This is a genomic window from uncultured Zhongshania sp. (genome assembly GCF_963975605.1).
In the GTDB taxonomy this organism is placed as follows: domain Bacteria; phylum Pseudomonadota; class Gammaproteobacteria; order Pseudomonadales; family Spongiibacteraceae; genus Spongiibacter; species Spongiibacter aquimaris.
Window position 1 is genome coordinate 16797 of the sequence record NZ_CAXBHN010000003.1, and the last position, 12868, is coordinate 29664.

The 12868-nt window shown below is 48.0% G+C and carries 12 protein-coding genes and 2 pseudogenes; 4 read left to right on the forward strand and 10 right to left on the reverse strand.

What is annotated here, in order from left to right; all coding sequences use genetic code 11:
• Positions 1 to 50 precede the first annotated feature (50 nt).
• The gene (locus tag AAC007_RS04555) at positions 51 to 926 is read left to right on the forward strand and encodes a lysophospholipid acyltransferase family protein (protein WP_339674863.1); all 876 of its coding nucleotides are present in this window, start codon (positions 51 to 53) and stop codon (positions 924 to 926) included.
• Positions 927 to 1002: 76 nt separating this feature from the next.
• Here AAC007_RS04555 and AAC007_RS04560 read toward each other — a convergent pair whose 3' ends face one another.
• Entirely contained in the window at positions 1003 to 1854 is an 852-nt protein-coding gene (locus tag AAC007_RS04560) for a TonB-dependent receptor (protein ID WP_339674865.1), read from the reverse strand.
• A 125-nt stretch (positions 1855 to 1979) separates the two neighbouring features.
• Between AAC007_RS04560 and AAC007_RS04565 the strand changes: the two genes are divergently transcribed.
• A complete protein-coding gene (locus tag AAC007_RS04565; protein ID WP_339674867.1) occupies positions 1980 to 4004 on the forward strand; it encodes a hypothetical protein in 2025 nt (674 codons plus the stop codon).
• A 136-nt stretch (positions 4005 to 4140) separates the two neighbouring features.
• Here AAC007_RS04565 and AAC007_RS04570 read toward each other — a convergent pair whose 3' ends face one another.
• Positions 4141 to 4734, reverse strand: coding sequence for a hypothetical protein (locus AAC007_RS04570; protein ID WP_296434489.1), 594 nt, complete (start codon positions 4732 to 4734; stop codon positions 4141 to 4143).
• Positions 4735 to 5135: 401 nt separating this feature from the next.
• A complete protein-coding gene (locus AAC007_RS04575) occupies positions 5136 to 5318 on the reverse strand; it encodes a hypothetical protein (protein ID WP_339674870.1) in 183 nt (60 codons plus the stop codon).
• Positions 5319 to 5692: 374 nt separating this feature from the next.
• Between AAC007_RS04575 and AAC007_RS04580 the strand changes: the two genes are divergently transcribed.
• Positions 5693 to 6436 carry a hypothetical protein gene (locus tag AAC007_RS04580; protein WP_339674872.1) on the forward strand — a complete coding sequence of 248 codons (744 nt, stop codon included), beginning with the start codon at positions 5693 to 5695 and terminating at the stop codon, positions 6434 to 6436.
• A gap of 227 nt (positions 6437 to 6663) precedes the next feature.
• Here the strand turns inward: AAC007_RS04580 and AAC007_RS04585 are convergent, their stop codons facing one another.
• From AAC007_RS04585 to AAC007_RS04605, 5 genes and pseudogenes are all read right to left on the reverse strand, one after another.
• A complete protein-coding gene (locus AAC007_RS04585) occupies positions 6664 to 7566 on the reverse strand; it encodes a nucleotidyl transferase AbiEii/AbiGii toxin family protein (RefSeq protein WP_339674874.1) in 903 nt (300 codons plus the stop codon).
• Entirely contained in the window at positions 7563 to 8324 is a 762-nt protein-coding gene (locus AAC007_RS04590; protein WP_339674875.1) for a type IV toxin-antitoxin system AbiEi family antitoxin, read from the reverse strand. Before AAC007_RS04590 ends, AAC007_RS04585 begins: the two co-directional genes overlap by 4 nt.
• A gap of 371 nt (positions 8325 to 8695) precedes the next feature.
• Positions 8696 to 8803: pseudogene (locus tag AAC007_RS04595) on the reverse strand (sigma factor-like helix-turn-helix DNA-binding protein); the annotation flags it as partial.
• A 118-nt stretch (positions 8804 to 8921) separates the two neighbouring features.
• Positions 8922 to 9218, reverse strand: a pseudogene (locus AAC007_RS04600) (Clp protease ClpC); the annotation flags it as partial.
• A gap of 298 nt (positions 9219 to 9516) precedes the next feature.
• Positions 9517 to 9819, reverse strand: coding sequence for an antibiotic biosynthesis monooxygenase (locus tag AAC007_RS04605; protein WP_007182542.1), 303 nt, complete (start codon positions 9817 to 9819; stop codon positions 9517 to 9519).
• Positions 9820 to 9882: 63 nt separating this feature from the next.
• Here AAC007_RS04605 and AAC007_RS04610 point away from each other — a divergent pair, with 63 nt between their 5' ends.
• Positions 9883 to 10896, forward strand: a complete 1014-nt coding sequence (locus AAC007_RS04610) for a helix-turn-helix domain-containing protein (protein WP_295876899.1) — start codon at positions 9883 to 9885, stop codon at positions 10894 to 10896.
• Positions 10897 to 11242: 346 nt separating this feature from the next.
• On the opposite strand, the gene AAC007_RS04615 is transcribed toward AAC007_RS04610, so the two are convergent.
• On the reverse strand, positions 11243 to 11509 hold the full coding sequence (locus AAC007_RS04615) for a zinc-binding dehydrogenase (RefSeq protein WP_339675100.1): 267 nt from the start codon (positions 11507 to 11509) through the stop codon (positions 11243 to 11245).
• Between the two features lie 425 nt (positions 11510 to 11934).
• Positions 11935 to 12828, reverse strand: a complete 894-nt coding sequence (locus AAC007_RS04620; protein WP_339674876.1) for a LysR substrate-binding domain-containing protein — start codon at positions 12826 to 12828, stop codon at positions 11935 to 11937.
• Positions 12829 to 12868 lie beyond the last annotated feature (40 nt).

Below are 12868 nucleotides of genomic sequence, written 5' to 3' on the forward strand. Positions count from 1 at the left end.
CCTGCTCTGCTAAGATACGTGGCCGTTCACGCCCCAAGTAGGATCACCACATGGCATTTACCGACAAAAACGCTGAACCCTATAGCGGGCAGGACTTAGTCCGCTATATAGACAAAGTCCTACAAGTAAGGCCGCCCCAGTCTAAGGTGCGAAATTTTAGCTATCAAATCATCAAGCGAATGTTTCAGCCTCAAATCCTTGATATTGAGAACATCCCTGGCAAGCCCTGTCTATTTGTCGCAAATCACGCTATGTACGCCGTCGACGGCCCCATTATTGGCCTGCCAATGCTCGCTGAACATGGCCGCTTTATACGTGCATTGAGCGACAAGTTTTTATGGAACCCCATCAACGAAAATTTATTGCTAAACCAAGGTATTGTAATTGGTCATCCCGAGGTGTGTTCTGCGCTGATGGAAAATGGCAGTGACTTAATTGTATTTCCCGGCGGCGCTCATGAGGCTACTAAGACCGCCGACAAAAAATACCAACTGTTGTGGAAGGAACGCTACGGGTTCATCAAGCTAGCAGCCAAACACGGCTACACCATTGTGCCCACCGCCATTGTTGGGCCAGAAGATTTTTATGACCACCTTATTGAAGGAGAAGATCTTCCTAACACCATAGTCGGTCGCGCTCTCACCAAACTCGGCCTTATCAATGAAAATACCCGCAGTGATTTAATGGGCCCCATTCCCCTAGGACTGTTCCGGACACTGATTCCAAAGCCGCAAAAGTGTTATATCCAATTTGGTGAGCCATTGGACCTTAGTAAATACAAAGGTAAGCGACTTGCTCAAAAAACAATGATCTCTCTTCGCGAAGTGGTCGCGGGGGAAATCACTACAATGATTAAGACACTGCTACAACGTCGAGATAAGGAGAAGCAACACTTTGGGCGTATCCGGCGCTTACTAACGAACTAATTTACAAACACAAAACAAGCTGCCCTAAATGCAAAAAACCTCGGCAAATGCCGAGGTTTTTTTTACAAACAACTTCTTAGAAATTATAACGGAAATTGATACCTAGCTCGCGCTGAGCATTCATACCAATCTGACGATAGCTACTTACCCCAGTTCCACCCTGAGCACCGGTGACCTGGGTCGGATTACCAGGATTACCAAACTGTAGAACCTGATAGTCTGCAGTCGCCGGGCTTGCTTCACGATAGGTTACGCGCTCTGTATCTAGCACATTTTTACCGTAGAACATAACTTCCCACTTGCCGTCGGGATCGCGGATACCTGCGTAGGCATTTACGGTATTGTAGGCATCAACATCATCAATTGGATTACTCGGATCATTCTCTGAGTTTCCATACATTGTCACTAAACCGCGAACATAGGCTTCAAGTCCCACAAAGGGAAAGCTGTATTCAGAACTAAAAGTCGCCGTCCACAATGGTGCATTATTGGAGCGATAATTGACGTTGCAAGCGCCAACAGTATCTCCGCCGGTACCGTTGCGAATATCAGATACCGATGGACTTCCACCTGAATCAGGTTGGCCGTCCGCAGGCAAATAGTCATTGCAAGCTACGGTGCCATTATCTATCTCACCCTTCGAATAGCTAAACAGTGCACCGACGCTTAAATTTTCACTGGCCTGGAATCCAGACTCAACTTCTATCCCATAAACATTGATAGGCACTGCACTAACAAAGTTAAACTGAGCAACCGTGTCAGTGAAGTTAACCCCATCTCGAGTCGAGGTTGAAATATAATTAACGCCATTGCCCGGAGCGCGATACGGGTAGTCTGGCCGTAGTACTCGCGTTTGTTCATGCTGGCGTCCGCTCTCGATCAAGAAAAAATGTAAAACCCGTCGCACTAAAGAAGTACCTGCCGTCAAACTGGGTCGCTCCAGATATTAAGAATCCTCAACAAGCTTTTGAAGTATTCATTGCAAATGCTCGGAGAGCAGAACTCCCTCCAATCTTGGCACAAGTCGAATCTCAAGCACTTGTGGCCAAAGGAATGCCAGTTGAACGCTTGGCGGCCTACCTTGCAGGCGCAGGTGAAAACAAAATAATCGATTTAAATGAAATAGCTCAGCCTCCCCCTGACCGTGAAATAACGAGGAGAACACGTGGGCAAATTTCTTTAAGGGAAGAGACAGGCCTCATCACTCGGCTGGTAGACAATCCTGACGCGGCTGAAATGGGCTTAAAGTTGGCGGGCGCGACTCAACACGAGCGCAGCCAGACGGCCATTAACGAAATGTTGGAACATCGACAGCTTTCCCAAGTTGGCGAACTTCTTGGTTTCTGGGCAATTGAATTGTTAGGGCCGTTTGCCAATCGCGCACGTCACGCCAGACAACCAACGTTGAGCGTAGGAACCGTAAAAGATTATGTCCAGACCGCAAGCAGAGCACTCTCTAGCAGCCTAATTGGCGTCGATCTGTACGATTTTGCTGATGACGAGCTTTTCCAGATTATATATTCCAACCTAAGTACTGAACTCTCTACCAGAGACGATCAAGCCATGAGGCTTACACGCTTATTTAGTGAACTATCACCAACAAAAGGTATACCGGAATTGATATTCCCTACCTCACGTAGTCACGAAGACATTCGCAGAGCGATCGACGCGGATATAATTACAGAGAAGGAAAATACACTGGCAATGGCATGCTTGCATGCATGGCATACATCCCCGCATATCGCCACGCTTATGCAGAAGGCAATAGCAGAAACCAATAATTATCTTTGGCTCGTGTCGAAAACTGGGCTTCGAAGAAGCGAAGCCAACCATCTCTATCTTCAAGACCTAAGCACACATGATAAGCAGGACATACACTACAGGATTCGCCCATCCAACAAATTTACGCTAAAGACAAAGGCAGCTCGCCGAACCGGTGGAATTGACTACAAAAGCGCACCTGACACCCTACGTAATGCTGCAATTGGCGAGGCTAAAGGTCGACTTTTTCCAACAATGTTTGCAGGGGGCCTGCAGTATTCCCCAAATCAAGCCGTCAATATGGCACTAAAATATGCCTCAGGAGACGAAAACTCTCGACAGCATAGATTAAGAAAGCGCGTTGCGGCCGACGAACTATACCAGATCGAGAAAACCGAAAGTGTTGTAGCAAAAATTGTCGCGGTCAATCGAGCTACTACTGCACTAGGACATGCCAATTTTTCTTCAACAGTAAGCCGTTACGCAGGGAATGTTTATGACGTAATTGGGCGTAAATACGGCACTCCATTATTGATGCATGGTACACCTTTTATTGACTTTCTCACCGGTAATAAACTGAGATATATCAAACAGCAAAGCTTCCATGCCCATGACAAAACACCTGCAGGTCTTTCACGGATAGCGATAAAGAAATACATGAAACGTCATGAAAAACTCACCTATGATAAGCCCATCGCCCCATTACCCAACGTTCTATTTACGAATAATGCCTCTCCCAGCGCCATAGCCACCCTCTTACAAAAGATTTTGACTGAACACGATACGAACGCGTTTCGGTGCGGAAGGGTCTCGACTGAAACGGCAATAAAGTTGGTTGAAAAGTTTAGCGAAGCACAAGATGTCTTCGGCATTCAATTGGTTAAACCAGAGCACCTCAATGGTATCCTCGCGGGCCTTGAATATAGCGAGGAAAGTAACACGCCAGCGAGTTCTTCTCGTTCATCTAGAACGAAAAAATCAATTTTCGAACAGTGGATTCACTCATTAGCGGGGCTTGATCCTGATATTTTTATAGAATCTATAACAGGGCTTGATCGCTACTTCATTGGATTAAACCTCGACAGGCGCGCACCAACTTGGCGTTTTGAGCAAGAGACAGGCTTTCTAGACTGTGAGGCACTTTCCACTACCCTTCAGTTACCACTCAGATTCATTAGGCGCCCAGGTAGGCTAGAGTTTGAAATTCAACTGGTAGGTAAGAAGACTCCGCGTTTTAAGAAGCGCACAATTCAAGCGCTCGCAATTTGCGTTTTCACACTTTCTCGTTTCTTCACCATGAACAAAGAATCAACATAAGGCGTACTCTAAATGCTCTAGTGCACTTAGTGACTTTGTTAACATTACCTCCCGTAAATCTGCCACTCGCAGGAGGTAAATTTCACTATAAAAACCTTTTCTTAAAAGGTGTTCAGGAAGGAAAAGCTATTGGCCCTTAAGCTACTGCTGCAACGATATTTTTCAGCTCTCTAGTTGGCTTTGGCCGCTTTTTCACAAGAATATCATCGTTGATTTTCAGAATAACGCCCTTGATCAGATCTGTCGTATTCTCGATATGAGAAATCGCTTTCAAGACATCAAGTTCTTCAAAAACTCTCCGGCCTTTCAAAGAAAGTCGCTTATCTGCTTTACCTTGAGCAAGCTCACTTTGTAAAAGTAAGACTATTTTTTTAGCTGCCTTCTCGTCTGATGCAAGGGCATGAATATAATATTTCATCAAGCTCGGTACAAAATCAGTTGAGCCACCTAACTCATACGTAGCCAGATTCAAAATATCCACTAGATGCGCAGGCAAACGGCTTTCAATTGGCTTGCGTTGCGAATCCAACTGCTTTTTTACTGCGGGTGTAGATTGATGTGGCAACACGCAGACCTGATCACATTTATCGCACACACCCACCAACACGTTCTTTACCACGCCAGAACCGTCGCTAAATGGGACATCCCTCAAATGGAACGTTGCATTTTCAAGCGAATGGCAGTGTTCACAGATTGCTTGTTGCGAATCACCCACTTTGAAAATTCTCATAACGCCACCTCAATGATGCACACTAATAAATACGCTGTTAGGTTCAATGAAATACCACTTGATGTACCAGCTATCGTCACCATGTTTAGTTTTGATGATGTGGACTTCCACCTCGTCAACCACATGGTGAGGACTGGAACTATACTGATTACCGCGAGACCGCCCGATTACGGCGGCGACGTCATCAAGTGACACCTGGCCTGTTGCAAGCAGATTCTTAACATCAATGTCAGCCCGTTCTTGATGAGAAACTGCCCCCTCTTTCAGACAAGTCAGAACTTGTATTTTAGCGGTCTTGAACCCCACACATCCTCCACATTGTACGACAACTATCGTACATGTCAATCAGCGCATTCACGCTATCGAATTCAATCATGAAATTAGTATACAAAATCAACGCGTTAGCCAACCAAAATTATATCCAATACTCGCCAGCATTCCAGCATTCCCAGCGGATACATCTTGGCATAGACCTCCCGCAAGTGCTTGATCGTCACTTTGGTATACACCTTAGTTGTCGATATATTCATATGCCACGGCAGAACCGGCAAAACTCGAATATCAGCGCCGCTCTCATATTTCATGAGCCTTGGTACTGTGTAGGGAAGGAATTGGGCAACCATTTATGGAGGAATGGCTCTGACACTACTGTTAAATTTCGCCAACAGCCCTAGCAAATGAGACCACAATAGTGGGCTTATTCAGAAGCAGCACTATGCAAGTCGAGCACCGCACTATGTAAAGTGCTTAAAATTTTCAATCTATAAGCCAGAGTAGGCATTAGATATATCAACCCACATAGCCAATAAAGATCTTACGCCACGACAGCATTCACAAAATAAATATCGAAAAGCACTGCCATACGCAAAATAAATCTGAATATTGTAATATAAACCTTTATGTCAATCCTTAAAGGCCGAATATTATAGGAGTCCTCCGAAAAATAGAGGGCACCATCATGCAAAGCAAAAAATTCTACAGAGAGTATTTATCTGACATCCGAACGGCAAAACTATGTTTCGCTTCAAAAAATTTTGGCGACATCCTATCACTCAGAAGCGCCATTGAAAAAGCAGGCTACCGAATTCGCGGAGCACGGGAGCTTGACAATGATGAAAACATATTCATCTTACTGGCTAATGATATAGAACAATCGGCACCTTCCAGTGTGATTAATTTGTTTTCCAATACAGATCATTCAATGGAGTCGCTTTTTTGTGACGAACAAAGCTCGATTCGAAAAACGAAATCCGTCGCGAATATTCTAGACTCTAGCGACTTCGCGATTCTCCACAACGGTATAGAACTAAAACTTAGAACCTTAAGCGCCACGATTAAAAGCGGAATCCCTGACAATATAGAAGGAACCGACAAAATCGCTCTTTTTGAAGATCGCGGAGTAACGATTTCTTCTCTAAAATATAGCCAGAAGACTGGAAAGATTTCCGCGTTGATTTTCGCTGAATTTCTTAAAAATTCTAATATCGGAAGACATAATATTAATCTATCAATTGAATGCCGGCATCTTCTCAATATTATTGATCGCGTCGCGTTTGAAGTGGAAATCAGTAGTAAGCAAGATTCAAAGGGGCGACATTACTTTGAAGCGGGTCCATATTTTGTGAGCTTATGTATTATACGAATTTTGGAAGAGATAAAAAATAACGATCTCATCACGAATATGAAAGATGACTTTAAGTGATCCTGTAGATTTTCACCCATATCTCCCCTACAACTGCACGGAAAAGTGACCCACGATTATACCCGTAAGCAATTGAACACCCCGCCTCTTTCGGGCCGTAAAGTGGGCCATATCATCCTGCAAGTTTTTGGCGATAATTGGTTCAAATTCCAGTGCAAATCAACACAGCACTTTAGTTCTGCTAATGTGGCATTACAGCCTGCGTCATTTCTTGCTTATGTCGGTTTTTATTTAGCTCGCAATATACGCTCCAATTGCTGAAACTGATTTGCGTATTTATCGCAGTCACGTTCCTTCAAAGCAGCTAGATTCTGAAGCTTCCAGCGCAAAGCTGGGAAATCACCCCAAGGGTAATCTGACCAATCGGGCTCCAAACGATTAAAAGCCAACAAAAACAATTTTTCATTGGTGGTGAGATCAGCGCGAATAGCACTAATCAGCCTCGTACGAGTTAGCTCAAAATCCTCGTAACTAAAGGGCACCGCACTCATGCCTTCAAACTGATTTTGATATGCCGCACGTTGATCCAATAAGTTAGGGTCAAGCAATTCGTACGTCGGGCGATTGCTAGCCATCAAACTAAACAGGAGCCCCTGGCGAATATCCCGTGTGAGCCCCTCATTATCGAACAATAATTTCACATCAAATAAATCCCTCGGATGCTGACGATCCAGTGCAGCACACAGTTTGCCACCATAAAGCTGTGCAAGCGGGACAATGGGCACCACACAAAACGCATCAAACTCGCCCTGAGCGAAGTCACACAGAGGCCGCAGACTAGATTCGCCCAACAAGCCACGCCCTACGGTGTTCACCTCAATTTTAATCAGGACACCACCGGCATCGAGCTGGAGCTTACAAATATCAGGTTTATGCTCAACTCTTATTGCGCGGCGCAATGCCTCTATCCGCATTTTAATATTCAATAAGGCGTCATTTATGGCCGCCAGCGATTTAGATCTATCTGCAATTTGGATATACGTTAAATCAATGTCCACCGATAACCTTGGCATATCCCGCACAAACAGATTAATCGCCGTTCCGCCATGCATTGCAAAACAGGCTTCTTTTGCCACTTCGGGTAAGACATCGAGCAGAAGCCTGACTTGACGCTTATATATGTCATTCATTCTGCGACCTCTAGCTCTTTCGGTACCGTTATCTGGTATTTCGGCACATAGGTGCCGCCGTTTACGATCGCACGCTTGCCGCTGCCGAGATCAATGCGCTCAATATCCAAATAACTCACCCACTGATGCCCTGCCTTTTCTGCTAAATAGAGAAATAGACGTTTCACTTTGATGGAGGTGCAGGCCTCCAACAACGGCTGAACCGAGGCTGGTCGTAAATTATTCAAGCCGGCCATCAGCTCGTAGACTTCCAATAGTGGTTGAGTTTTTGGGGCCAAGTAAAGGCACTCCATTATTGCCCTGGCAGGACCCGATACTTTGACACTGAAGTTTTTATGGTAGATATCAACCAGCCCCAGTGCCGATGGCAAAAAAGATGTTAGCTGGCTGCTCACATTGACCCCCCAGTCCCTTTTTTTAAACCACAGGGGCGGCTCATCACCTGCAGCCGCAAAGAGCTGTACGGACTTGGTAGCCAGCGAAAGATAGTGCGACTTACCCTGAAGCGCTAAGGCCGTTTTAGCCGCTGGATGTACCGACAAGCCTAACTGGGTTTGAAGCGCGTAAACGCCCCCTAGGTAATCCACCTCGTCGCCGTGGCGTATTATTGCGCCAGTCCCGATAGAATCAAACCATCCACTTTTTTTGTACTGCTTGAGGAGTTCGGGACTGTAGCCCTCCCGTGTCAGCCATGCGACTGCCAGAGCCGTACCTGTAGGTTGACGGCTGAGTAATCGGTTTATTTTAGATTGTTTCATGGTCTTCATAATACCAGAATATGTGAAATTATAAACCATAACAATAGTAATGGTTTATAATTATCACTAACTTGGTATACTTGATACTCAAATAATATAAATTATAAACCTACGATTGGCACTCTAGGTGAAAATGAGAAACTGCTTACCGCAATCTTAATCGACATGATCAACTCTGATTTATACCCTCAGCACTGTGAATTAATTGAGGAAGTGATCGAAAAGTATCGGCGCCAACACCAATTGAACTGATGGCATGCGTAGTTGCGCGGATTCAAATCTGAAGCACATTTTGGACTTCCCCGCGTAATACAGGCAGGGAAGTCCAATACACATATTTACATCAGCTCTTCTTTAAATACTGCAGTGGCCAAATACTTACGAACGGTATTACGAGATAACCCAGTTCGCCGAGCGATCTCTCTGATGGGCATTCCTTCGCGGAAATGCCAGCGTCTAATTACACTTAATAATGCCACGTCTATCACTCCTAAATCCCCCGCAGTCATCCTGCGGGTAAGTGTTACACGTGGGTCAAAATTCGATGCAAATATAGGGGGTTAGTGGGTCAGTTTTAAATGCAAATCAACAGCCCCGCAACACGGCACTCGCAAGGCGCGTCTCGATCAGGGATCGGATCTGGCGACGAAGTTCGCGCGCCCCAAACTCCGGCCGGTAGCCGACATCCGCCAAGTGGTCGATGAGTGAGTTGTCGAACTCCACCGTCAAGCCCTGCCCGTGCGCGATACGCTTCACGCGTTCGAGCTGCAGGCCTACGATGTCACGGATCTGTTTGCGGTCGAGCGCGTGGAACACGATGATCTCATCAATGCGGTTGATGAACTCCGGGCGGAGATAGCGACGAAGCACGTTCAACAGCTCCGACTTCAATTCCGCGTCGTCCTTGCGCTTGTCCTCCTCTCTGGGCTTAGATAGCTAAGAGTACTTAAGGAATGCGCCTTACCGTAATCTCAGGTGAGCTTCGCTTTTACATGTATGCGCGTCTAATATTCTTGGCACCTTGAACTCCGAACAGAAAACAAGGTACCTATTGAGACACCCAACCGGCCAAGAGAATTGTCGTCAACTGGTCATCCTAATTGTCGCCGAACATCCCCCCGGCAATCGAGGGGGGCTGCGTAGGGCCGTGTGGCCCTACGCAGCGTGACCTGATTGAGTCAAGGCCGGGTTGTCATGCAGGCAGTTTGGCTGCAAGCAGTTCGACCTTCTCGATATTGGGCGGAGAACTGAGCAAGGTCGCGGCGTTGGCCATCAAGGCCGCGGCGATCTGGCCGTTCAGATGTGCCTGGCGACCTGCCTCATCGGCAAAGGCATCGAACACACCGAACGTCGAAGGGCCAAACTTCAATGCAAACCAGGCAGTGGTGCCGGATTCGGCGTTGGCGAGCGGCAGTGCGCTGGCCAGGAAGTCGGCAAGCGCAGCCTCCTGGCCGGGTTTGGCTTCGAGGCGAACAAACAGGGCGAGCTTGGTCATATTGTAATCCTTTGGGTAAATGGTTTAGGTGAAAGCACCGACGAGCCTGCAGTCTAAGTCTTCATGACAACCATTTATATAGACAAAAATGACAACTTTGATATCATTATTGCCATGAAACTTCATATCCTTGTTTGTGATGGCGTGTTTGATCTGGGGCTTGCGGCGCTCACTGACACAGTGGGCTTGGCCAATGCGATGTCGAGCTCGCTGCCACAGGCTCCCGCGCACATAGAGCTCACGCTGGTGGGCGTGCGGCGTCGCATCCTAACGGCGCAGGGCTTGACGGTCCCCGTGGTCACTGCGCGTGGTGTGCCGGAACCAGACGTCGTGCTCGTGCCCGCGTTTGGTGACAAGATGCCTGACACGCTCTCGGCTCGGCTCACACGCCCCGACGTGCCCGATGCGGTCGCCGCGCTACAGCTGTGGTCCACCGCTGGCGCGCACCTTGGTGCCGCCTGCTCCGGTAGTTTCTTACTTGCAGAGAGTGGCCTGCTTGATGGGCATCGTGCGACGACGTCATGGTGGCTGGGGCCGATGTTTCGGCAGCGCTATCCGAACGTCACGCTGGACGAGTCACGCATGATCGTGAACTCGACACGCTTCACTACCGCGGGTGCCGCTTTGGCCCACGTTGACTTGGCCTTGCACATCATCCGGGGGCGCAGTCCGGCGCTGGCGGCCCTGGTGGCACGCTATCTGCTGGTCGAGGCACGCAGTTCGCAAGCCGAGTTCGTGATTCACGACCACCTTGCGCATGCCGACCCAATGGTGGAGCGCTTCGAGAGCTGGGCCAGACGTCGGCTCGCGCAGGGGTTCTCGCTGGCGGAGGCGGCCAGCGCCGCGGGCACAAGCGAGCGCACCTTGGCGCGGCGGCTGCAAAGCGTTTTGGGCAAGACACCACTGTCGTATTTCCAGGACCTGCGCGTGGAGCATGCCGTCCATCTCTTGCGCACCGGAAACGCCAGCGTCGACCAGGTCGCCACACAGGTCGGGTATTCGGATGGGGCGACCCTGCGGGCCCTGCTGCGCCGCAAGCTGGGCCGGGGTGTCAGGGAGTTGCGACGCGGCGGATGACCAGAGGCGTTTGGTATATGTACGGCTGGAGACCGCCGCGAAACTGACGCAGGCCAAACGGCGCATTTGGACAAACTGACAAAACTACTGCCCGCCACGGCGCGCAAGCTCCAGTTTGACCCTGGACAAAGTTTTGCTGGCAATGCCGTAGTTGAGCAAATCAATGATTGAGCAACGCTGTGCCCTGACGATGCGGCGGTTCACCGTCCCCGCGCTAGCTGACAGAGCAATTCTGCCGACAGCATGGGGGAGCAGCTACTTTTTCAACAGAGTCGGCCAATAGCGGTCATCAGGGCTGGCTTGAGTCGGGGCCGAAGGATTACGCTCTCAGCCCCATAATTGCTGGTCAGACAGTTACCACGATCTTGCCGATCTGCTGATTGGCTTCAAGGAAACGATGGGCATCCTGGATGTCGCTAAGTGCGAATGTCTTTGCGATGATCGGGCGCAACGCGCCGGACTTCAACCCTTGCAGAATAAAAGCCTTCGCTCTCTCCAGGGCTTCAGGGTCGGCCACAATCTCTGCGTAGAGATAACCCTTCAAAGTCAGGCTTTTGCCCAGCACGGTAAACAGTGGAAATGGTGTCGGTTCAGAGCTGAGTGCGCCGTACACCAGCAAAATTCCGCCCCGCTGTTGAACGAACAGCTTGCGGCAGAACAAGCGTGGTAGCTTAAAAAACTAAGTGTTACCAACCCCCTGATCGGTATTCCGAATCGCAGGCACGCAGATTCCGAACTACGTGACCAAATACAGAATTCACAGGAAACTGGATATCTCATTTCTGTCACGCTGATTGATGTCGATAACTTCAAGTCCATAAACGACACATATTCTCACTCAGCTGGAGACGACGTTTCCACAGCAAGACCAAACCGCAAGCACCCTGAGTTCTCGGCTATTAGCCGGTATTATATTACCCATATTGTTAAAACTGTAGACTCTTCCCGATGATAGTACCGTATAGAGTATGATGCAGGCGCCTACACAATCCCCTACATTAAAACCGAGAATTTTACGGCTATGTTCGCTAATTTTTATTAAAATTCGACAATACTCTTGCCTGCTAATACCATGAAGTACGACAAGTACTCATCTTCGGCTTCTGACTCACGCTGGCCAAGAAAAATCTGTTTTTTAACACCGCTTTCACCCATCTTTATTCCCCGCAAAGGCATTTTCTTAGCGTATTCTGCGACCAGCCAATCGGGTAACGCGGTAAAACCCCGCTCCGCCGCCACCATTTGCAACAAAATATCCGTGGTCTCAATAGTTTTATGCCTACGAGGTGCGCAGCCAGCAGGAAGAAAAAATTGGTTAAAAATATCTAAACGTTCAACTTCTACGGGATAGCTTAATAGCACTTCATCAATAAGCTGTGACGGAGCAAGCCACTCTTGATCGGCCAATAGGTGATTCTCAGGTAATACGATCACCTGCTCGTAGTCAAATACGGGCGTAAATTTTAATCCCGGCTTGTGCAAAGGATCTGGGGTGACCAAGACGTCTATATCGTAGTTAAACAAGGCCGCAATACCGCCAAACTGGAAAGCCTGTTTTACATCTACATCCACATCCGGCCAATCTCGCAAGAAGGGAGCAACGATCTTCAGCAACCATTGGTAACAAGGATGACACTCCATGCCTATACGCAGGGATCCACGTTGCCCTTTTGCTATTTGCGCAATCTGCATTTCGGTATGTTCGATTTGAGGTATTAATCTATTCGCTAGTGCAAGCAACTGCTGACCAGCCTGGCTCAGACGTAAAGTTCTCCCCTCTCTAAGCCAGACTGCCGTACCTAGCTGCACCTCGAGTTTTTTGATGGCATGGCTTAAGGCCGACTGGGTCAGGCACAAACTGTCTGCGGCACCAGTCAGCGTTCCGGTACGATCAACCTCACGAATTATGGCCAGATGGGAACGCTCAATCATGAATAATCCTCATGTATTTATGCAAAAAGACCATTATTAT

Bases quoted from the DNA above. Each gene is read 5' to 3' on its own strand.
- AAC007_RS04555 (WP_339674863.1), top strand. From the start codon at position 51: ATGGCATTTACCGACAAAAACGCTGAACCCTATAGCGGGCAGGACTTA.
- AAC007_RS04565 (WP_339674867.1), top strand. From the start codon at position 1,980: ATGCCAGTTGAACGCTTGGCGGCCTACCTTGCAGGCGCAGGTGAAAAC.
- AAC007_RS04570 (WP_296434489.1), bottom strand. From the start codon at position 4,734: ATGAGAATTTTCAAAGTGGGTGATTCGCAACAAGCAATCTGTGAACAC.
- AAC007_RS04575 (WP_339674870.1), bottom strand. From the start codon at position 5,318: ATGAAATATGAGAGCGGCGCTGATATTCGAGTTTTGCCGGTTCTGCCG.
- AAC007_RS04580 (WP_339674872.1), top strand. From the start codon at position 5,693: ATGCAAAGCAAAAAATTCTACAGAGAGTATTTATCTGACATCCGAACG.
- AAC007_RS04585 (WP_339674874.1), bottom strand. From the start codon at position 7,566: ATGAATGACATATATAAGCGTCAAGTCAGGCTTCTGCTCGATGTCTTA.
- AAC007_RS04590 (WP_339674875.1), bottom strand. From the start codon at position 8,324: ATGAAACAATCTAAAATAAACCGATTACTCAGCCGTCAACCTACAGGT.
- AAC007_RS04605 (WP_007182542.1), bottom strand. From the start codon at position 9,819: ATGACCAAGCTCGCCCTGTTTGTTCGCCTCGAAGCCAAACCCGGCCAG.
- AAC007_RS04610 (WP_295876899.1), top strand. From the start codon at position 9,883: ATGACAACCATTTATATAGACAAAAATGACAACTTTGATATCATTATT.
- AAC007_RS04620 (WP_339674876.1), bottom strand. From the start codon at position 12,828: ATGATTGAGCGTTCCCATCTGGCCATAATTCGTGAGGTTGATCGTACC.